This is a genomic window from Enterobacillus tribolii, from assembly GCF_003363015.1.
Taxonomy (GTDB): Bacteria; Pseudomonadota; Gammaproteobacteria; order Enterobacterales; family Enterobacteriaceae; genus Enterobacillus; species Enterobacillus tribolii.
Window position 1 is genome coordinate 1 of sequence record NZ_QRAP01000002.1, and the last position, 21,263, is coordinate 21,263.

The 21,263-nt window shown below is 56.5% G+C and carries 13 protein-coding genes; 12 read left to right on the top strand and 1 reads right to left on the bottom strand.

Annotated elements, in window-relative coordinates:
* Positions 1 to 15: 15 nt before the first annotated feature.
* From C8D90_RS04705 to C8D90_RS04725, 5 genes are all read left to right on the top strand, one after another.
* A complete protein-coding gene (locus tag C8D90_RS04705; protein WP_230472955.1) occupies positions 16 to 7,449 on the top strand; it encodes an SDR family NAD(P)-dependent oxidoreductase in 7,434 nt (2,477 codons plus the stop codon).
* Positions 7,449 to 7,895 carry a lipocalin-like domain-containing protein gene (locus tag C8D90_RS04710; protein WP_162844364.1) on the top strand — a complete coding sequence of 149 codons (447 nt, stop codon included), beginning with the start codon at positions 7,449 to 7,451 and terminating at the stop codon, positions 7,893 to 7,895. The genes C8D90_RS04705 and C8D90_RS04710 overlap by 1 nt, the downstream gene beginning before the upstream one ends.
* 56 nt (positions 7,896 to 7,951) lie before the next feature.
* The gene (locus C8D90_RS04715) at positions 7,952 to 8,914 is read left to right on the top strand and encodes an acyltransferase domain-containing protein (protein WP_162844365.1); all 963 of its coding nucleotides are present in this window, start codon (positions 7,952 to 7,954) and stop codon (positions 8,912 to 8,914) included.
* Positions 8,915 to 8,941: 27 nt separating this feature from the next.
* The gene (fabD, locus tag C8D90_RS04720; protein WP_115457783.1) at positions 8,942 to 11,248 is read left to right on the top strand and encodes an ACP S-malonyltransferase; all 2,307 of its coding nucleotides are present in this window, start codon (positions 8,942 to 8,944) and stop codon (positions 11,246 to 11,248) included.
* Between the two features lie 96 nt (positions 11,249 to 11,344).
* On the top strand, positions 11,345 to 12,058 hold the full coding sequence (locus C8D90_RS04725) for a 4'-phosphopantetheinyl transferase family protein (RefSeq protein ID WP_115457288.1): 714 nt from the start codon (positions 11,345 to 11,347) through the stop codon (positions 12,056 to 12,058).
* 466 nt (positions 12,059 to 12,524) lie between these two features.
* On the opposite strand, the gene dctP is transcribed toward C8D90_RS04725, so the two are convergent.
* Positions 12,525 to 13,574, bottom strand: a complete 1,050-nt coding sequence (gene dctP, locus C8D90_RS04730; protein ID WP_115457289.1) for a TRAP transporter substrate-binding protein DctP — start codon at positions 13,572 to 13,574, stop codon at positions 12,525 to 12,527.
* 468 nt (positions 13,575 to 14,042) lie between these two features.
* Between dctP and C8D90_RS04735 the strand changes: the two genes are divergently transcribed.
* The 7 genes from C8D90_RS04735 (at position 14,043) to C8D90_RS04765 (ending at position 20,995) form a co-directional block, all read left to right on the top strand.
* Entirely contained in the window at positions 14,043 to 15,077 is a 1,035-nt protein-coding gene (locus C8D90_RS04735; protein WP_196238489.1) for a TRAP transporter substrate-binding protein, read from the top strand.
* Between the two features lie 79 nt (positions 15,078 to 15,156).
* Entirely contained in the window at positions 15,157 to 17,031 is a 1,875-nt protein-coding gene (locus C8D90_RS04740) for a TRAP transporter large permease (protein ID WP_115457290.1), read from the top strand.
* Between the two features lie 47 nt (positions 17,032 to 17,078).
* Positions 17,079 to 17,852 carry an SDR family NAD(P)-dependent oxidoreductase gene (locus C8D90_RS04745; RefSeq protein ID WP_115457291.1) on the top strand — a complete coding sequence of 258 codons (774 nt, stop codon included), beginning with the start codon at positions 17,079 to 17,081 and terminating at the stop codon, positions 17,850 to 17,852.
* Positions 17,853 to 17,892: 40 nt separating this feature from the next.
* Positions 17,893 to 18,942, top strand: a complete 1,050-nt coding sequence (locus C8D90_RS04750; RefSeq protein WP_115457292.1) for a LacI family DNA-binding transcriptional regulator — start codon at positions 17,893 to 17,895, stop codon at positions 18,940 to 18,942.
* Between the two features lie 97 nt (positions 18,943 to 19,039).
* A complete protein-coding gene (locus C8D90_RS04755; RefSeq protein WP_230472973.1) occupies positions 19,040 to 19,597 on the top strand; it encodes a gluconokinase, GntK/IdnK-type in 558 nt (185 codons plus the stop codon).
* A gap of 162 nt (positions 19,598 to 19,759) precedes the next feature.
* On the top strand, positions 19,760 to 20,524 hold the full coding sequence (locus C8D90_RS04760) for an SDR family NAD(P)-dependent oxidoreductase (protein WP_115457293.1): 765 nt from the start codon (positions 19,760 to 19,762) through the stop codon (positions 20,522 to 20,524).
* A gap of 51 nt (positions 20,525 to 20,575) precedes the next feature.
* The gene (locus C8D90_RS04765) at positions 20,576 to 20,995 is read left to right on the top strand and encodes an RbsD/FucU family protein (RefSeq protein ID WP_115457294.1); all 420 of its coding nucleotides are present in this window, start codon (positions 20,576 to 20,578) and stop codon (positions 20,993 to 20,995) included.
* Positions 20,996 to 21,263 lie beyond the last annotated feature (268 nt).

Sequence of the window (21,263 nt, forward strand, 5' to 3'; positions counted from 1 at the left end):
GGCGCGCAGCTTATCGTGCTGTCGGCGCGGACGCCGGCGCATTTACGCACGCAGGCGGAACAGCTGCTGGCGTTTCTCTGTGAACATGAAGTTAATCTCGCCGACCTGGCCTGGACGCTGCAAACCGGGCGTGAAGCGATGGGGTGCCGGCTGGCGTTGGTGGCGGATTCGCAGGCGGCGCTGATAGAACAACTGCAGGCGCAGGTGAAGGCGGCAAACGACAGCCAGAAGAGCGGGGGTGAGCGTGTTGTCTTCGCCGACAAGCACGAGCGGGATGAGGCGATTCACCGGTGGATGGCGGAAGGGAATCTGGTGATGCTGGCGCGCCAGTGGATGCAGGGCGAGGAGATCGACTGGCCGGCGTTGTGGCCGGAGGATAAGCCGCAGCGCCTGAGCCTGCCTGTCTATCCATTCGCCAGGGAGCGCTGTTGGGTGCCGGGCGCCCCTGTTGTTCCGGATGAGGCCGCCGGGGAAACCGGGGCCCCGCTCACGCCAAATAACGCAGATGTGAGCCGCCTGACGGTACCACGGTATGAGCCGGTTTTCTTTTGTGAAGAGTGGCAGGTACAAGCGCATGAAGGTACTGCCTCACCTGCTCTCCGGCACGTTTTGTGCCTGCCGGGCGATGGCGCTTCGCTTGCGGAGATAAAGCGCTTTTTTGCGGCCAAATCGGCAGCGATTAAGGTTTCATTTATCCTCAGCGGCGATGAGACAACTGCGGCGGATGATGAGGGCGTGTACTACGCGGGTTCCGCGTCGGTTGAGGGCTACCTGAATGCGCTGCGGCGCCTTGCCGGGCGGGAAGCCGATATTGACGCGCTTCTTGACCTGCGTTCTCTGGCCGGTGAGGGGCAGAACGATCTTTCCGGCATGTTCCGCCTGCTCAAGGCATTGAAGCTGTGTGAAATACCGTGCCGCCGGTTACTGTGGGCCGGGCACTGCAGCGAGGATGTCGGGCAGGCTTATCTTGAGGCCCGTATCGGGCTGGTTCGATCGCTGAAGTTCAGTTTTCCTGACATGGCCGCTGCGGCCGTCAGTGAACGCAGCCGTCAACGGGCCGGCGTTTCTGTCTGGCTGAGCCGGTTGTGGGACGAACTGGCCGGTGAGCAGTTGTGCGATGTGATGTATCAGGAGGGCATCCGTCATACCGGCATGATTGCACCGATGACGCCGGACGTGCCGGAAGGGGCTGAGCCGCCGTTCCGCGACGGCGGAACGTACTGGATTACCGGGGGCTGCAACGGCATCGGTGCGATGACTGCGCGTTATCTGGCCGCTCACTACCGGGTAAATCTGATTCTGAGCGGGCGAAGCGCGCCGGACGCCGCCCGGCAGCGGTTGGTTGCGGAGCTGGAGGCGCTGGGCGCCTGTGCACTGTACGTTCAGGCGGATGTTACTGACCGCGCCGGAATGGCAGAGGCATACGGCAAAGTGAAAGCGCGTTTTGATCGGGTTGACGGCGTTATTCATGCCGCGGGTTTGTCTGAACAGGCCGATATCTCAGGCACGACTGACGTGCAGTTCGGGCAAATCTTCGCAACGAAAGCCGTTGGCGTGCAGATCCTCGAAGAGGTATTGCGTGATGAACCTCTGCATGTGACCTGCTATTTCGGTTCGCTGTCGGCGGCTATCGGTGATTTTGGCAGCGGCGCTTATGCGGCGGCAAACCGTTTCATGATGGCCTGGGCGCGGCTGCGTCAGGCCGCGCAACCGCATAAACGGATTATCACACTCGGTTGGCCGCTTTGGTACGACGGCGGTATGAACGATTTGTATGCCGGATTCATTGAGCAATATCTGCTGAGCAGTGGTCAGGGGGCGCTGGAGACGGATGACGGGATGCGGCTGCTGGAGACACTGCTGAGGATGGACAACCGGACGCAGCCGCTGATCATGCTGGGGGAGGCGGCGCGTATGGCGCAGTTGCTGCAGCAGTCGCTGATGCGCCGGGCGGTGAAAGCGCGGCCGGCGGGCGATATCCCGCCCTTGCCGGAGCAAAACGCCGGCCGGGGGTATCATCCGGAGATGGCGGGGTTGAGCCTGCGCGAATGTATTGCCTGGGATCTGAAGGAACAGGTGCATCTGCTGCTGGGGATTCGGCGTGAGGAGCTGGACCTGGACGCGAATTTGGCGGAGTACGGGTTTGACTCCATCCGGTTGGTGGAGATAACGCAGAAAGTTAATGATTATTATGGCTTTTCCTTGCCTCCCTCCGTCTTTTTCAACTATCCCACGATGGGACGTCTGGCTGATTATCTGGAGGAGGAACACCGGACGCTGATGATGGCGTTTTATCAGGCGCCTGATGTGCTGATGGCCGCGCCGGACGGGGGGCCGGCGGCTGCGTTTTCCGCCACTGAAGAGGCGCCGGGCGAGGCGTTGTCGCCAGCTGGCGCGGACGGGGTGGACGATCCGATCGCCATTATCGGAATCAGCGGTCGTTTTCCGCAGGCGCGTGACGCCGGGGAACTGTGGGAGATTCTGGCGCAGGGGCGCTGCGTGGTTCAGCCTTATCCGGCGGAACGATTGCCTGCGGACGGAAAATGGGACGATGCGGCGAAGTACCTGATGGGGTCGATGCCCGGTGTTGATGAATTCGATCCGCTGTTTTTTGAAATTTCACCGCGTGAGGCGGAGATCATGGATCCGCGCCAGCGCTTGCTGTTACAGGAGGCCTGGCGGGCGCTGGAGGATGCCGGTTACGGCGCGGCACAACTGAAGCGGCATAACGTCGGTATGTTCGTCGGCGTTGAGCAGGGGGACTATGCCCAGTTGTTCAGTGAAATGCCGGACGTTGGCGCGCTGACGGCCGGGCATAACGGCATTTTGGCCTCACGCCTGGCCTATATGCTGGATCTGCATGGCCCGACGATGGCGATTAACACCGCCTGTTCTTCCGGCCTGGTGGCTTTTCATCAGGCCTGCCAGAGCCTGCGCACGCGGGAGTGCGATACGGTGATTGCGGCGGGCGTCAGCCTGATGGCGACGCCGATGGCGATTGGCCTGATGGCGATGTCCGGGATGTCGTCGCCTGACGGCGTTTGTTATGCCTTTGATCGGCGTGCCAACGGCATGGTGCCCGGCGAGGCCTGCGTGGCGCTGGTGCTTAAGCGCTTGTCGCAGGCCAGGGCGGACGGCGATCCGATTCATGCGGTGATTGCCGGCAGCGGCATTAACTATGACGGTAAAACCCAGGGAATTACGGCGCCGAGCGGAACGGCGCAGGTGCGGCTGTTGCAGGATATTTACCGGCGTTATCGCATCGCGCCGGAGCGGTTCGATTATATCGTGACTCACGGCACCGGGACCCCGCTGGGTGATCCGATAGAAATCAATGCGCTGAATGATGTGTTCAAGCCTTACGCTGCGCAGCGGGAGTTTTGCGCGCTGACATCAAGCAAACCCAATGTAGGCCATTCGCTGGCAGCCTCCGGGCTGGTCAGCCTGGTCGCGCTGGTACAGGCGCTGCGTCATGAAACCATTCCGGCGAGCCTGAACTGTGAACAGGAAAACCAATATATAGATTGGCAAAACAGCCCGTTTTACGTCAATAAACAAGCGCGGCCGTGGCCGGTTAAGGCCGGTTCGGTAAGGCAGGGGGCGGTCAGCGCCTTCGGCATGAGTGGCACCAATGCGCATGTCGTGGTGCTGGGCGCGGAAGCCGCCGCCGTTGAAACCACGCCGGTTGCGTCGCCGCTGCCGTATCACCTGCTGGTACTCTCCGCTAAAACGGAAGATGCGCTGCGGCAGTCTATCGGGCAACTGAGTGCGCTGCTGGAAGCGAAAACGTGGGGGGCCGGGGAGCTGCAGGCGATGAGCCACACCCTGCTCAACGGACGCCATCATTTTGCCTGCCGTTGTGCGCTGGTGGCGCAGGATGGCGCCGGAGCCCGCGCGATGCTGAAGCTGGCGTTGCAGGGGGAAGACCATGCAAATCTGTTCAGCGGCACGACGAAACGTGATTTCCGGGCGCAGAAGTCACTGCAAAATCACGGGGAAACGTTGCTGGCCGGGCTCCGCGCGGGGCAGGTGCCGGGCGACGTACGCGAAGCATTGCTGACGCTGGCGGATATGTATTGTCAGGGCTACGTTCTGCCGTGGCAGGACATGTTCGGCCCGCAGCCGCCGCGCCGGCTTCATCTGCCCGTCTATCCTTTTTCCCGGGGGCGTTACTGGGTTAACGGGGCGGGGCCGCAGGGCGTGCAGGCCAGGCCGCCCGCGCCCGCACCGGACGCCGTTACAACGGTGAAGGCGGTGTTGCCGCCCGCGGCCATTCCTCCGGTGGCGCTGACGCCGGCTCAGGTGCCGGAGCAGGCGTTGCCCGTCGGCAGCGATGATGCGATCGCCTTTGAACGTCACCTTACCCTTTTGGCCTGGGCGCAGATAGGGAACCTGGGATGGCTGGCGGATGAAACGAAGGTCACGCCTGCCTTCAGGCGCTGGTATCTGGCAACGCTGGCGATGCTGAAGGAACGGGGGATCGACACCACAACCGCTGCGCCGGACTGGCAGGCCCAGTGGGATCAATGGATGGCGCAGCGTGAGGCGCTGGAGGCCAACCCGGTGCTGACGGCGCAGGTCAGGCTAATGGGGCCTTTGCTGCAGTCTCTCGCTGAGATTTTGCGTGGTGAGAAGCAAGCCGTCGAGGTGCTGTTTGCTAAAGACCAGATGGCGCTGCTTGAAAATGTTTACCGCAATAATCCCGTCGCCGACAGGTTCAACGGCGTGCTGGCGGAGCGGCTTGAAAACTACATTCAGGCCCGCCTGGCACAGGATCCGCAGGCCAGATTGCGGATACTTGAGGTTGGTGCGGGGACGGGCGGGACCAGCGCGTTGATTTTTGATCGGCTTGCTCCTGTGGCCGGGAATATCAGTGAGTATACCTATACCGATATCTCCGATTTTTTCCTCCATTACGGGCAGAAAAATTATCTGACCAAGGCGCCGTACCTGCGTACCCATAAGCTGAATATCGAAGAGTCTCCCGGGGAGCAGGGGGTTGTACCGGAGAGTTACGATGTCGTCATTGCCGCCAATGTGTTGCATGCCACCCGGGATATCCGGCGCTCCCTGAACCATACCCGGCAGTTACTGAAACCCAACGGGTTGCTGCTGTTGAATGAAATCTCCGGCTCCAGCATGTTCACGCACCTGAGCTTCGCGTTGCTCGAGGGTTGGTGGTTATTTGAGGACGAGGCGCTGCGCTTGCCTGGAACGCCCGCTGTGGCGCCGGCTGTCTGGCAGCAGATCCTGCAGGAAGACGGGTGGCGTTCGGTGGCGTTCCCCGCTGCGGCGATCCACGCCTGGGGGCAGCAGATTGTGCTGGCTTTCAGGGAGGGCAATACGGCGCCGGAGTGCGCGACAGAACCGCGTGATGCACGTGTCAGGAAGATTGCTCTGGAACTGGCGGAGATGGTGGCCGAACAACTCAAACTGCCGGTCGAAAGTTTAGATTTTGATGCTCCGCTGAGTGAGTTTGGCGTGAACTCGCTGATTTTGATGTCGTTCAGCGAAAAGCTAAATACCCGTTTCGGGCTGGCGCTGACGCCGGCCGTGTTCTTTGAAACACCGAACCTGGGGGCGTTGGCGGCTTATCTGGCTGATGCAGGCGCCGATCTTCCCGCCGGCGCTCCCCCGGAACAGCCCGTTATTGATGAGGCTCCGGCACCGGCCGATGTCCGCTCAGCACCGGCATTCAGTGCTGGTGATGAGCCGGTGGCGATTATCGGCATCAGCGCGCACTTCCCGCAGGCACCGGATATCGGTGTGCTATGGCAAAAGCTGAAAACGGGCGAAAGCTGTATTGAGGAGATACCGCCGGAGCGCTGGCCGCTGGAAGGATTCTATATTCCCGATCGCCAGGAAGCGATCGGTCAGGGGGGAAGCTACAACAAGTGGGGTGGTTTTGTCCGTGAGGATGAGATTGACGCTTCGCTCAGCGGCGCGCAAACACGGCAATTGTTCCCGGCTCAGGCGCTGTTTGTTGAGGCCGTGCAGAACGCGCTTGAGTACGCTGGCTATGATGCCGGGACACTGGCGCAGCGCAGCGGAGCGCCGGTCGGGATGTTCGTTGGCGAGGCCAGTGCTGCCGGAGATCCGCAAATGCTGGATTCTCCGGCAGCCGTCGCGGCGATGTCCTGCATCGCTTCAGGCCTGTTCGGCTTCACCGGCCCGAGCATGTCGGTAAATACGCACAGCGCCTCTTCCCTGACCGCCGTGCATTTGGCTTGCCAGAGCCTGATGCGCGGAGAGTGCGGAACGGCCATTGCCGGCGGCGTCTCCTGGTTTGATGAGACGACCTGGCGGCTACTGTGCCGTTTTAACCTGATGGGCGGGCACCCGGACAGCCGTAGCTTCGCCGCAGAGCGTGACGGCATGTTGTTTGCCGACGGCGCGGGCGCGGTGGTGCTGAAGCCGCTGTCGGCGGCGCTGCGTGACGGCGATAACGTGATTGCCCTGATTCGTTCGACCGTGTCCGGCTTTGTTGAACCGCTGGGCGAGCAAGGGAATCCGGTGAATAACCTGGCGGAGCTGATACGCGAAAATTTCCGCCGTGCAGCCGTTGATCCGCGCACTATCGGATACGTTGATGCCGCCGCCGCCGGGTTGCCGGCGGGAGACGCGCTGGAGTTTGCCGCGATGAACCGGGCTTTCGCTACCTTTACCTCAGCGCGCCAGTTCTGCGCTCTGGGAACGGTGCAGTCCAATATCGGCCATGCCGGCGCGGCTTCGGGTATTTCTCAGTTGGCGAAGGTTGTCCTGCAATTACAACACGGGCAACTGACCCCCGGTTTTTGCCAGGGCGTCACGCTGGATAAATCGATAAATCTGCCACAGTCCCCCTTCTGGACCCCCACAACGCTGACGCCGTGGGAAGCGGGGGAAACGCCGCGGCGCGCCATGATCAATTCGCAGGGATTCGGCGGTTTTTATGCCGGCGCAATCATTGAGGGGGTTACTCCCCCTCAGGACGACGCCGATCCGGGAGCGCAGCGCGCGCAACTCATCGTACTTTCTGCTGATGACGAAGCGGGTTTGTCCGCCGCGTTACACAGACTACGGCGTTTTATTGCCGGACGCGGTCGTTTGCGCCTGGCAGACGTGGCGTACACCCTGCAAACCGGCCGGGTGGCCGGACGCCATCGGTGGGCGGCGGTGACGGATGACCCGGCGACGCTTGCCGGGCTTCTGCGCCGTTATTTGGACGAGCGCGAAGTGGCGGACGGCGTGATGACCGGCGTGGCCGGGCCGGACGGGGAGTTATTCGATGGCCTGCTGGATGACGGCGCACGGCAGATGATATTGCAGCGCTACATTGCGGATGGCGATCTCAACAGGCTTGCCGGATGGTGGGTAAAGGGCGCTGAAATTGATTGGCACGCACTGCACGCCGGGAGCGATGTGCGTCGCATCCGGCTGCCGTCCGGGCCGCGCGATAAGGAAGCATGATGAAAACGTTGATAGGAAGTTGGCGGCTTGAGTCCGTGGAGTATCTGGTTAACGGCAAGCGTCTTTACCCGCTCGGCGAACGCCCGGTCGGGCGGCTGGTGTACGGCGAGAACGGGTATATGTCCGCCATTTTGATGCGTTCGGGAAGAAAGCGTATCGGCTTTCCGTCGGACGCGTTTTACGTCAGAGGAGCGCTGTTTGCCAAATGCCGGGGGCTGCTGCGCTATATGCGGGCTTCAATGCAGGGAACGAGTTATTCGGGGCGCTATACGTGCGAAGGAAATGAGGTGACGCATCATATCGATATCGCGTCGTATCCCGATCTGGAAGGCGAGGAGCGGGTACGGGTCATTGATGTTGATGGCGACCGCCTGACCATTGAGATGCAAGACATTGCGGAGTGTCACGGACGCCTGGTTTGGCTGCGTGAAATGCCTGTGAAATAACGTAGGGCTGCGTTCAGGCGGCGCTGCCGGCTGAACAGGAATAAGGATAAATGTTAATGGATAATCAACCTGTTAAAACCATTTTTATGTATACCGGGCAAGGCTCCCAGTATTACCACATGGGGGCAGGGCTGTATGCCACCAATCCCGTGTTTCGCCAACGCATGGACAAGCTTAATCATATGGCGACAGATCTGTTCGGATTTTCGCCGCTTGCGGGGCTTTATGCCCCCGAACGCCTGAAAAGCACGCCCTTTGAAGACACGGTGCTCTCCAGCCTGACGATTTTCATGCTGGAGCGGGCCATAACCGACACGCTGATTCATTACGATTGCCGGCCGGATGGTGTGCTGAGCCTGAGCATGGGGGCATTCGCGGCATTGTGCGCCAGCGGCGTTTCTGATGATGAAACGATGCTGGTCGCGTTGCATCGGCAGGCTCAGGCAATGGAGCGCTGCTGCGCCGGGGGCATTATGGTGGCGGTGTTGGCTCCCGTCACTCTTTGGCAAGAAGAGGATACGCTCCGGCTTAACAGTGAAATTGCGGCCATTAACGGTGAGTCGCATTTTGTGTTGTCGCTCCCGCGTAGCGCCCTGGCGCAGGTTGAGGCGCGGCTGACGATACGTAAAGCGCCTTTCCAGCGTATGCCCGTGTCGCGTGCTTATCATTCCCGCTGGATCGAACCCGCATGCCAGGAGGTGCTCAATGCCTTCGGCGACGTGGCGTTTCGTCGTGCAAAAATGCCGGTTAGCCTATGCCTGGCTGCGCCGGTGAGCGGTGACATTTCGCCGCAGATAATGTGGAACATCGCCCGTGGGCCGATTTGCCTGCGTGATGCCGTGCAGCGCCTGGAGCGGGAAGGGGGCTACCGCTACCTCGATGCCGGCCCTTCGGGAACGGCAGCCACCCTGCTGAAGTATATGTTGCCTGCGGCCCGTCAATCTGCGGTGCGAAGCCTTCTCAGCCCGTTAAAACAGGACGAGCGGGTGCTCGACGAACTGTTAATCACGGCGGCCTGATTACCCTGCTTAAAGGAATAAATGATTATGCAAGTACTGCTTTTTCCCGGTCAGGGATCTCAGTTTAAAGGGATGGGACAAGATTTATGGGCTGCTTATCCGGCCCTGGCGGAGGAGGCCTCGGAGATCCTCGGTTACTCAATACGCGATCTGTGCCTGAACGACCCTCAAAATCAGCTGGGGCTGACACATTTCACCCAGCCTGCGTTGTATGTGGTTAACGCCCTGCATTTTTATCGCTGGCAGGAGAGCGGCATTCAGGCGGATGCCTTGGCCGGTCATAGCCTCGGTGAGTATTCGGCGCTGCTGGCTGGTGGGGCATTTGATTTTGCTACCGGGCTGCGCCTGGTACAAAAGCGCGGCCAACTCATGAGCGAGGCTTCCGGCGGCGGAATGGCGGCGGTGCTGGGGATGCGGGCCGACGCACTGCAGGATTTTTTACGTGAGCAAGGGCTGGAGACGATTGATATCGCCAACCAAAACTCACCTAATCAGTCGGTTATCGCCGGGGATATTGCGGCGCTTGAGCGGGCGGAGCAGTTGTTGCGCCCGCTTAATGTGAACTGCGTCAGGCTTAACGTCAGCGCGGCATTTCACTCCCGCCATATGCGCCAGGCCCAGCAGGAGTTTGCGCTGTTTCTGCGCGAGTTTGAGCTGAACGATCCCGTGCTGCCGGTAATTGCGAACGTAACTGCCCGGCCTTATCAGCCCGGAGAGGTGGCGTCTTTATTGGCGCAACAGATCGCCAGCCCGGTACGCTGGACGGAAAGTATCCGCTACCTGATGGGGATGGGGGAGTTTGATTACGTTGAAATGGGCGCCGATCCGAAACGTATGGGGGGACGTGTGTTGGGCAAAATGGTAGATGAGATCCGTCGTACGGAAACCGCTATCGTTGCGCCGCCGCCTCAACCGGTTCAGAAGCAGCAGGCTGATGAGCCTCGCCCCGGCACGCTGGCTGACGATACGCCGTCGCCGGGTGGGGATGCGCGCAGGCTTGGCAGCGCGGTGTTCAGGCAGCGCTATGGCCTGAAATATGCCTATATTGCCGGGGCTATGTTCCGGGCCACCTCGTCGGTGGAGTTGGTCGTCCGGATGGGGAAGGCTGGGATGATAGGGTATTTCGGTGCTGGCGGGCTTAGTCTGCCTGAAATTGAAAGCGCCATTCAGCGTATACAAAATCAGCTGAGCGAAGGTCAATCCTGGGGCGTCAACCTGCTGGCCAATCACGACGATCCTGAGCAGGAGAGGGCGACGGTTGAGTTGTTTTTGAAATACGGCGTGCGTTATGTGGAGGCCGCCGCATTTATGCAAATGACACTGCCTCTCGCGCTGTTTCGCATTAAGGGGCTGTACCGGGATGCAGAAGGGAAAGTGTGTTGCAGAAACCACGTCTTAGGCAAGGTATCGCGCCTGGAGGTGGCGGAAGCCTTTATGAGCCCGATTCCGGCGCATTTAATCAATATTTTACTGGCCGAGGGCGCAATCAGCGCCGGGCAGGCTGAAATGGCCCGTGAGACGCCGATGAGCCATGAGATTTGCGTGGAAGCGGACTCCGGCGGACATACGGACGGCGGTATTCCGACCATCTTGTTGCCCACAATGTTGCAACTGCGCAGGACGCTCGCTGAGCGTTATCAGTATCAGACGCCGCTCTGCATTGGGCTGGGCGGCGGGATTGGCGCACCGGAGGCTGCCGCCGCCGCGTTCGCGATGGGGGCTGATTTTATTCTCACAGGGTCGATTAACCAGTGTTCCGTAGAGTCCGGTGCGACGGAAATGGTCAAGGCGCTTTTACAGGACACCAGTATTCACGATATGGCCTATGCGCCGGCGGGCGATATGTTTGAGTTTGGTTCACGTGTGCAGGTTCTGAAAAAGAAAGTTCTGTTCCCGATGCGCGCCAACCGGCTTTATGCGCTGTATACCCATTATGACAGCATTGAGGCTATTCCGGAGGCGGAGAGAAGCAAACTGGAGCGCACGGTGTTTAAGCGTTCGTTGGATGAGGTTTGGGAAGAGTGCCTGAAATACCTGAAAGCAGCCGGCCGGGACAAAGACGTTGCCCTGGCGTCGGCGAACCCTAAAGTGCGCATGGCGCGCATCTTCCGCTGGTACTTCTCTTATTCCACACTCCTGTCGTTCAGTAATTCTCCGGACGATATCGTGAATTATCAGGTGCAGACCGGGCCGGCGATTGGCGCATTTAATCAGTGGGTGAAGGGCACTGATATGGAGCACTGGCAGCAGCGCCATGTAGACAACATTGCGCTGTCCTTGCTGGATGCGACAGCCCGCCATTTATGTGAAATTCAGCAGCGATTGTTTGCGTGATGTATGTTGTCGCTCCCGTGCTGTTTTAGCCGGTACGGGAGCGACGGCGCGCCAAATGGATAAAACCGGAACGCTTCCGGCAAGGTTATTTCACAGATGACTGATCGGTTTATTACCAGGGTGTCCGAGCTAACGTTTCACCGTGAGTCGGCGATACCCTTTCATATCCCCCGTTTATTTATGTGCGATTTTTCCATTCAACATTTTCATCCGCACCTCTACCATCACTATGGTATTTGTTATCCGGATAATATCCGCAGAGCCGTCACTATAAGGCAGGCTGAGTTTCTTGCCGGGCGCTATATTGCGGGCTTAACGCTGGAGAGATTAGGTGTGTTGACGACCGGGATCCCCATTGGCGCAAACCGTGAGCCTATCTGGCCTTCCGGGGTCGCCGCCTCGCTATCCCACCATCGATACAGCGCCGTATGTCTGGCGGCATACGGTGAGCAATACCGTTGCGCAGGTGTCGATATTGAGTCCATCATTGATTCGGAACGCCTGCAACGGATTAAAGCCGTGTTTTGCAGCCCTGAAGAGGAAGCACTGTTGCGGGCGTCATGTTTACCCTATGAACAGGCTATGACGCTGCTATTTTCCGCAAAGGAGAGCCTTTTTAAGGCGCTTTATCCTCAAATCCGGCGCTTTATCGACTTCAGCTCGGCGACTATCACTGACATCGATCCGGCCTCCGGGCATTATACGCTGATGCTGGCACAACCCCTCTCGGCCGAATTATTTGAATGCCGGAAGTTTTCCGGGCGCTTTTGTTTTTTACCTCAGGGGGTGATTACGCTGTGTTATTGGTAAATAACGTGCTGGCGCGGTATTTAAAAATCTGCGGGAGGACACAGGAAATGCTTACGGTTATGGGGGCGGTTTACTCCTCCGGGTTTTTTGGATCTATTCAGAATCTCTTTGAGATGCTAAGCCCCGCAAAGGTGTGCTGCCCAATTTTATGCAGACAATTAGGCCATAGTGTGATTTTCGCTCTGGGATTGTTGGCATTGCTACAGCTAATGGTTCATATATAGATGATGCAAAAGGAGGTGTATTATCTTATGCGTAAATTAAATAAATTTATCTTTGTCTTTGGGGTGGTTATTTCTGCAGCGCATAATATATGCTTGGCCATATATTAAGATGGAGTGCGCGGGGAGTATCCATTATACTGAAAAGGATATTCGGGAATATGATTTTTACAACCCTGATATCCTTCCTAAAAATCCCGATCCTCACAAAAAAAAGCCATAACGTACTTGTTGTTCGCACCGACCTAATTATTCATCATTTCATCCATAATGATGCCAACTTGCGCCATCACACTCCCTGCATCTTTGGTTCCTTTCGCTTCCTGTTCCTTTACCCATTTATCCTGCGCAGCCTGGTAACGAGTGGCAGTTTTCCATTGTGTAACCTCTTCTGGTTTCAGAATGCGTACCGTTGCACCAGCTTTGCGTAAATCGTCTATCTGAGTGTTAAAGCTGCTGTCCATCACCGCCCCCAGGGACTGATACGCGGTTTGTGCAGCACGCTGGATTGCGATCTGATCTTTTGTGGAGAGTTTGTTCCAGGTTTTTTCGTTCATTGCCAGAATGTAGAGGTGCCCCAGCCACAGATCTTTTGAAATCAATACACTGGGTGCAAACTGATAGGCTTTCAAATCGTAGCCGCTGTCAACATTTAGCATCATGCCATCAATAGCACCGCTTTTCAGTGCCTGATATGTTTCCTCGCCCCAGGGCATCGTTACCGGATTAGCACCTGCATTTTGCAGGAAATCACGGTGCCAGAAGCTGGCGGAACGCCATGTTCCCCCTTTTATATCATTCAGGGCAGCCATTGTTTTGGTGCTGAAAAAGGACAGTGGATAGCCGGTCGCGAGAAAAATGGGGACCACATTGTTTTTCTTCAGTTCAGCCGGAAATGCCGGGATAGTGCTATACACGCGACGAAAGAACGCGACCTGCGCATTTCCGCTGGGGCCAACAGGAAAACTTTTGAATATTTGGTTCAGGGGAAGATCATTAGCCGCGTATTCGGGAACAACAACGGCCAGATCTACTTTTCCGTCCTTACCAACATAGCGTAATGCATCATAACCGGCGCTAAGTTCACCTCCCCAGTGAGCCTCTATTTTCAGCCGACCGCCCGATTCCTTCTCAATGGCGGGAAAGAGGACATCGTTGAGGAAGCGGGTACGCATGTTACCCAGCGACTCATGATCGCTGTAAGTTAAGATCCGGGTGGCGAATGCATTGACGGGTAGCAGCAATATGGCAGACAGAATAAGAAAAAGTGTTCCAACAGAATTGTTAAATTTCATACATTATCCTTTGCTTGAGCGCCTCTTCGCCCTTTTGGACGGAAAGAGCGTCAATTCTCTGCTTTACCTGGTGCGGCGTAAAGTCCTTCCTTCCGGCGGGGATTAACCTGGTGTTCACCGAACGCCTGATTATGCGGAAAGTTATACGATTAATTATATAAACTTATGAAATGGTAAAGATTGAACAAGAATCCAGAGTATTGATAGCAGTTTCCCAAAACCGGTCTGCAACTCTTTTATCGTCACATCACAATCAGTGATCTTCCCTGCAAATTTTTAATCTTCCTGCTTCCCTGATTTAAAGGCGCTTGCTTTTTATACACCGCCTCTATACGTTTACTGTGACGTTACACTAAAACGTTACAGTAAATTGTCTACCGCTTTTAAAAGCCCTGATTCTGATGCCCTGGACGGGGTTGGCGCTTCCCGGTACAGGAACTTTATCTTATTGATTGTTAAAGGATGACCATGATGAAAACTAACCAGCATCCGCTATACCGTATGATGACTTATGCATGTTTGGGAACCGTGTTGGCCGCAGGGAGCATGGTATTCAGCTCCGCACAAGCTGCCGTGAACTTACGTGTTTATTCCTCGCTGCCCGCCGACGAAACTTCAGCGCATTACGTTTGGTTTAAACGTTTTCAGGACAACGTGAACAACAACGACAAGCTGAAGGGGCAACTGAAGCTGAATTATTTTCCCAACGGCATGTTGGGGAAAGAAGCCGATGCCACCCAACAGGTACGTATCGGCGCCATCGGCATGATGATTTCCGGCACTTCCATCTGGGCAACCCTGGTGCCGGAGATTGGCGTTCTGGATCTGGGGTATCTATTCAAAGATTACGATCAGGTCGGTAAGGCGCTGGACGGCAAGGCCGGTGAACAACTGTCTGACCTGATGATGAAGAAAGCCAACGTAATGGTGCTGGGTTATGGCTATAGCCTGGGTTCGCGCAACATCTATTCCAAAAAGCCGATTGAAAAGCCGGATGATCTGAAGAATCAGAAAATCAGGGTGTTACCGGTACCAAACTTTATTGCCACCCTCAATCATATGGGCGCAGTGGCGATTCCCATGCCCGGCGGTGAGGTTTACTCCAGCCTGCAGATGGGGGTGATCGACGGCGTTGAGCACGACTCTGCCACCGTCTACGCCAGCAAATATTATGAAATCGTAAAAAATGCCACGCTGACCCGCCATATCTATAACCCGGTGATGATCGCGATGAACAAGAACAGCTTCCAGCAAATTCCGGAGCCACTGCGCGCCGATGTGCTGGCGGCGGCTAAAGAGGCGACGGAATATGAACGCTTGCAGTCCCATCGCATGGAGCAACAGGCGATCAAGGATCTGGAAGAGAAAGGCGTCGTCTTCCGTGAAATCGACCGGGATTATTTCCGCCAGCAAGTTCAGCCGGTGTGGGACAAGTTCCTCGCGCAATATCCTCAAATGAAACCGATCGTCGACGAAATTAACAGTGTTCCTGCCGCTGAATAATTGACCGGCTTACGCCTGCTACTGATACCGACGGATGCAGCAGGCCCGTTTTCCCAAGAACCGAACGGAGAGGTTCACTATGGCAAACGCATCTGTGATGGAAAAAGATGAGGTTAAACCCATCTTTTTCCTGAGCCGGCTTAGCCGGTTCCTTACTACGCTGACGTCCTATGCGGGGGCGTTGGTGCTGCTTATTAACGTACTGGTGGTATTTGCCTCCGTGATTTGGCGCTATATGCTGCACTCGCCGATACACTGGGCGGAAGAAGTCGCACGCGCCATGATGATTGCACTGGTCTTTTTCGGCGTAGCGACGTCAACCGGGCGCGGCGGGCATATCGGGGTCGATTTGTTCCTGCGTTATCTGCCGGAGCATGTACGGCCTTATGTCATCCACGCCAGCCGCTGGATTCTGTTTCTGGTTTCGGTTGGGTTGGTTGTCTCCAGCTATGACCTGGTTCAGGCTGCGCGGGTACAAACAACGGAAACCGGGCTTCCGCAGGTTATCTATGTCATCCCGGTGCTGATAGGTTCCGTGGTGATGATGGTCGCTGCGCTGGAACACGCTCTGCGCGAGCGCTCACGTATCGTGTTGCTGAGCGGTGCGGGTATTCTGGTTCTGGCACTTCTCGGCTACCTGAAACTTTCGCTGATGGCCGATCCCGCCAGCGCCGCCGCCGGCCTGATGCTGATCTGCTTTTTGCTTGGGATTCTGGCTGGTGTGCCGATTGCATTTACCCTCGGCATGTCGGCGATGGTGTTCTTTATCTGCGATCCTTCGCTGCCTTTTGTGTTCTTCTCCCAGCAGGTTGCCGCGGGCGTTGACCACTTCGTGCTGCTTGCCATTCCTTTCTTCCTGCTGGCCGGTGCGGCAATGGAGATCAACGGCATGTCGACCCGCCTGGTGGAGCTCATCGTGCGGGGAATGGGGCGCTTTCGCGGCGGCCTGAACATGACGACCGTCCTTTCCATGGCGTTCTTTTCCGGTATCTCCGGTTCCAAACTGGCAGACGTGGCGGCGGTCGGCGGTGTTCTGATGCCGGCGGTGCGTCGCGCCAGGCAAGACAGCGAAGAGGCCGCGGGGGTTTTTGCCGCTTCGGCGGTGATGGCGGAAACCATCCCGCCCTGCGTGAACCTGATTGTTATGGGATTCGTGGCGAACATCTCTATCGGCGCGCTGTTTATCGCCGGGTTGGTGCCTGCGGCCTGTTTGCTGGTTCTGCTGCTGATTGCTGCCAACCGTTTCGGTGGCCGGATTAACGTCAGCGAAGCGTATCCGGTAATGCGTCCGCGCGTTCAGCTTTACCTCGGCGCCGCGGTCGGCCTGGTGATGATCTTTATGATCGGCCGTGGCGTCATGATGGGCATTGCGACCTCAACGGAAATCTCAGCCTTTGCCGTGGTGTACGCCATCGTGGTCGGGCGCCTGGCGTTTCGCGAATTAACGCTGAAAGCCACGGTAAAAATGTTTATCGACATTGCGGCGATGTCCGGCGTGTTGCTGTTCATCGTCGCGTGTGCGACCAGCCTCTCTTATGCGCTGACTATCCAGATGATCCCGCAGCAAATCGCGGAGTTCATGGTGGGTATCGGTATCGAACAGGGCGCCTGGCTGTTCCTGCTGCTGACCATCATCATTCTGATCATCTTCGGTGCGGTGCTGGAAGGCGCGCCTGCGCTGATCATCTTCGCTCCGATTCTGGTGCCTATCGCGGTTCAGCTCGGATTTAATCCGCTGCACTTCGGCATCATCATGATTCTGGCGATGGGGTTCGGGCTGTTCTCCCCGCCGATCGGGCTGGGACTGTACACCACCTGTGCGATTTGCGGCGTGGAAATGAAGAACGTTATCCGCCCGATGGCGAAATATCTGGCCGTGGTGTTCGTCGGCATCGTTATCGTCGCGTTAGTACCGACGTTGACCACCTGGCTTCCGGGGTTGGCCGGATACTGATGCCGGCTAAGCGGACGCGGGCAAATTAAAGAACGACGGAGAATGCTATGTTAAGTGAAATTCAGGGGAAACGCGTGTTGATTACCGGCTCTTCCGCCGGAATCGGGCTGGCGATCGCGAAGCTGTTTTTACGCTACGGCGCGCAGGTCGGCATCAACGGGCGTAGTACGATTACCGCGCCTCAGGTGCTGGATGAACTGAATGCCCTGCCCGGCCGGTTTACCCAGTTCAGCGGCGACCTGAGCCGATCAGAGAATTGCGAAAACGTGGTGAGCGATTTCGTGCAGCACTTCGGTGGAATGGATGTGCTGATCAATAATGCTGGTGGTCTCGGGGGGCGCAGCGGACTGGAAGGTATAGATGATGAATTCTATGAGCGGGTGATGGATCTTAATGTGCGCTCGGTGCTGATGACGACCAAATACGCCATTCCGCACCTGCGTGCTTCTGCCCGTGAAAGCGGCCTGAGCAGTGCGGTGATCAGCACCGGATCGATCGCCGGGCGTGACGGCGGCGGCATCGGCGCCGGGGTGTACGGCAGTGCGAAAGCCTGGGTTCATAACATGCACCGCAACTGGGTGAAAGAATTCACTAAAGACAATATTCGCTTCAACATCGTTTCTCCGGGTAGTATTGACACCAGATTTCATGCGGATAAGCGTGATGACGTTCTGCAAAACATGCGTAACAGCATCCCGATGGGGCGTTTTGGCCTCAGCGAGGAGGTTGCGCCCGCTTATCTTTTTCTGGCCACCCATGCATTCAGCGGGTATATCACCGGGCAGATCATTGATGTAAACGGCGGGCAATTAGCGCCCTGATACAGCGCATTCAAGGAAGCGCCTGTCACGAAAAAGCACTATGACGAGGAGAGGTATGGCAAACATTCGCGATGTCGCCCGACACGCCGGCGTTTCGGTCAGCACGGTGTCTAACGTACTGAACGGACGCGCCAATCAGATGCGCCAGGAGACGCTGGAGCGTATTGAGCAGGCCATGAAAGAGCTGAACTATCACCCCAACCGGGTGGCGCAGCAACTGAAAACCGGCCAGGCGAAGATGATTGGTTTGCTGGTACCTTCGATCGTCAACCCCAGCTTTGCGGCGTTGGCCCGCGAGGTGGATCTGGCCGCTAAAAAGCACCAGTACCGCGTATTGCTGGGGAACACTTACCGTCAGGAAGAGGAAGAGCGTGCGTTTCTGGAAGATATGATGTCTCACGGCGTGCGCGGCGTGATTGTCGCTGCAAGCAACATGGAGAAACCCTATTTTGCCAGTGCGGCGGCGCAGGGCATGATCATGATCAACTACGACAGCCGTATGCCCGGCGGCGACGTATACAATGCGATGCCTTTCGACAGCGTTTCGATGGATAACGTCGAAGCCGGACGGCAGGCCGCGCAGCACCTGATTGACCGGGGATGCCGTAACATCGTTTTCGTTACGGAAGCGACGCCGACGGTCAGCCGCAGCCATAAAATCGGCGGGTTTCTTGAGGCGCTGCGCGACAGCGGCCTGCCCTGCGAGCACCGTATTATTGAGGGCAAGGCGCTCTCTGCCTACGGCGATACTGAAATGAGCGAGCTTGGCCGCGCGCTGGCCGGTAAAGTGCTGGACATCTCACCACATCCGGACGGGGTCGTGGCAATAAACGACGCGCTGGGGATCGGCCTGCTGGTTGGGCTACGTGACGCTAACATCTCGGTTCCCGGGGATATTTCAGTGGTAGGCATCGATAATATTCCGCTGTCGGAACTGATTAATCCGGGGTTGACGTCCGTCATGCCGCCGCTGGCGAAAATGGCGGAGCTGATGGTGGATCGTTTGCTGGTACGTATTGAAGAGCCGGCGATTGCACCGGAGGAAATGTTATTTGTTCCGACGCTGGTAAGCCGCCAGTCGGTTCGTTAATACATTATCTGACACATACGGGAATTTATTTCAGACAACGGTATTAATACCGTTGCCAAAGGCAGATATTACCCAAACTCTGAGGGTGGTAAATAAAATGGATCATAGCAACGATATTAATAACCGGCCGGCGGCGGGTAAGCATCGTTTATTCGTTATCATGGGGGTCTCCGGCAGCGGTAAATCTGTCGTGGCGCAGAAACTGAGCCAGCGCCTGGGAATACCGTGCCTGGACGGTGACTTTCTGCACCCCCGCGCCAACGTTGACAAAATGGCGGGCGGAAATGCCTTAAACGATGATGAGCGTCTTCCCTGGCTGCAGGCGCTGAACGAGGCGGCTTATGCCATGCTGCGCACTAATCCTGCTTCATTGTTGGTGTGTTCTGCGTTGAAAAAGCGTTACCGTGATATTTTACGTCAGGGAAATCCACATCTTTCCTTTCTGTTTATGAATGGGGAGTATGGGGTTATTGAGGAGCGGCTAAAACAGCGCAAAGGGCATTTTTTCCGCCCGCAAATGCTGGACTCTCAATTCTCCGCATTGGAATTACCGGATGCAACGGAAAAAGACGTGACCAGCATAGATATTCACGCTTCACTAGACGTCGTCGTGGAAAAATGTGCGCAATTAATTAATGAAACAACGCAGGCGTAAATACCCGGTTAATTAACTGACTATTGATATTTAAAACTCAACGGCTTGCTACTCGTCATCATCCTTTGGCTGATGATGTGCGTATGCGCTTATGCCAAATAACGCGAGTGGGATTATTTATGCCCGGCGCGTGCAGACACAGAGAATAAACGGAGTCGAAAAATGGGAACTTTAGCGGGAAAAAAAGCATTTATTACGGGTGCGGAGCAGGGGATTGGTAAGGCCACCGCGCAGAAACTGATTGAAGCGGGCTGCGATGTCTACATCCATTATTTTAGCGGGGAAGAGGGGCCGAAAGAACTGGTCGCGCTTGCGGAGAGCCGCGGGCAAAAAGCCGCTTACGGGTTTGCCGATTTAACCAATGAACCGGCTGCCGTGCAGTGTGTTTCTGCTGCCGCGGAATTTTTAGGCGGCATAGATATTCTGGTTAATAACGTCGGCGGTATTATTGCCAGAAAGTGGTTGGGCGATATCGACATTAAATTCTGGCAAACCGTGATTGATATTAATATGACCACGATGCTGAACGTAACACAAAGTGCATTACCCTACCTGAAAGTTGCCGATGAAGGCGCCAGCATTGTAAACCTGGCTTCTCTGGCAGGACGTTCCGGCGGGCATTCCGGATCTCTGGTTTACTCCATGACCAAAGGCGCCGTGCTGACGTGGACGCGCTCGCTTGCTGCGGAGCTGGGAGAGCACCAGATTCGGGTTAACGCCGTTGCTCCCGGTTTGATCCTGGGCACCCGCTTCCATAATCAGCATACGACGAAAGAATCCGCTGACCAAACCATCCGGGATATTCCGTTGGGCAGAGCGGGAACACCGGAAGATGTGGCGAATGCGATCTGTTTTCTGGCGTCCGAATATGACGGGTTCATTTCCGGTGCGACGATCGACATTAACGGCGGTGTTTACCGGATGTAAGGCGCATGGCGGCGGAAGTGGCCCTTCCACCGCATGATGTGAGGTAATAATATGATTAAGTCAGAGATCATCCATCCTGAATTATTGTGTGCGTTGGCGAAATGCGGTCATAAGGCCAAAATACTCATTGCCGACAGCAATTATTCGTTCGTCACCAATGCATCCCGGCATGCGACGATTATTTATCTGAACTTATCGCCAGGGATGATTAGCAGTACGATTATTCTTGATAAAATTCTTTGCCACATCAACGTGGAAAGCGCCACGCTGATGGCTTACCCGGAAGATTTCGATAATACCATCGAGCGGGAATATAAAAAGCAGTTACCGGCATCGGTTGAGATGGCGTATGTCGACAGACAGGCGTTTTATGATATGGCTAAGTCTGACGATACGTTATTAGTTATCGCATCCGGGGAAACCCGGCGCTTTGCTAATATTTTGCTGACCGTTGGTGTTGTGCTGCGTTAGTATAAAACAGGGAGGTAAGCCGTTTGGCTTTACCTCCTGGGGGGAGTCCGTTACCCTTTCCTGTCGGGTTTAAATTGCTCCCCCAGTTTCAGTTTGAATAACTCATTGTCACGGTTTGAGTAGCGAACCGTGCCATCCGGCAACAGGTAAGCACCTTCCGTAAATCTGGTGCCGTTCAGGAAAGGTGCGACGGCGTCAGGCTGCTTCCAGAGTCAGTAAGACATACGGCGCGATGCTGTCGACGTTGGCCGTAAATATATTACGGCTC

Bases quoted from the DNA above. Each gene is read 5' to 3' on its own strand.
- C8D90_RS04755 (WP_230472973.1), top strand. From the start codon at position 19,040: ATGGATCATAGCAACGATATTAATAACCGGCCGGCGGCGGGTAAGCAT.
- C8D90_RS04745 (WP_115457291.1), top strand. From the start codon at position 17,079: ATGTTAAGTGAAATTCAGGGGAAACGCGTGTTGATTACCGGCTCTTCC.
- C8D90_RS04725 (WP_115457288.1), top strand. From the start codon at position 11,345: ATGACTGATCGGTTTATTACCAGGGTGTCCGAGCTAACGTTTCACCGT.
- dctP (WP_115457289.1), bottom strand. From the start codon at position 13,574: ATGAAATTTAACAATTCTGTTGGAACACTTTTTCTTATTCTGTCTGCC.
- C8D90_RS04735 (WP_196238489.1), top strand. From the start codon at position 14,043: ATGATGAAAACTAACCAGCATCCGCTATACCGTATGATGACTTATGCA.
- C8D90_RS04750 (WP_115457292.1), top strand. From the start codon at position 17,893: ATGACGAGGAGAGGTATGGCAAACATTCGCGATGTCGCCCGACACGCC.
- fabD (WP_115457783.1), top strand. From the start codon at position 8,942: ATGCAAGTACTGCTTTTTCCCGGTCAGGGATCTCAGTTTAAAGGGATG.
- C8D90_RS04740 (WP_115457290.1), top strand. From the start codon at position 15,157: ATGGCAAACGCATCTGTGATGGAAAAAGATGAGGTTAAACCCATCTTT.
- C8D90_RS04760 (WP_115457293.1), top strand. From the start codon at position 19,760: ATGGGAACTTTAGCGGGAAAAAAAGCATTTATTACGGGTGCGGAGCAG.
- C8D90_RS04710 (WP_162844364.1), top strand. From the start codon at position 7,449: ATGAAAACGTTGATAGGAAGTTGGCGGCTTGAGTCCGTGGAGTATCTG.
- C8D90_RS04715 (WP_162844365.1), top strand. From the start codon at position 7,952: ATGGATAATCAACCTGTTAAAACCATTTTTATGTATACCGGGCAAGGC.
- C8D90_RS04765 (WP_115457294.1), top strand. From the start codon at position 20,576: ATGATTAAGTCAGAGATCATCCATCCTGAATTATTGTGTGCGTTGGCG.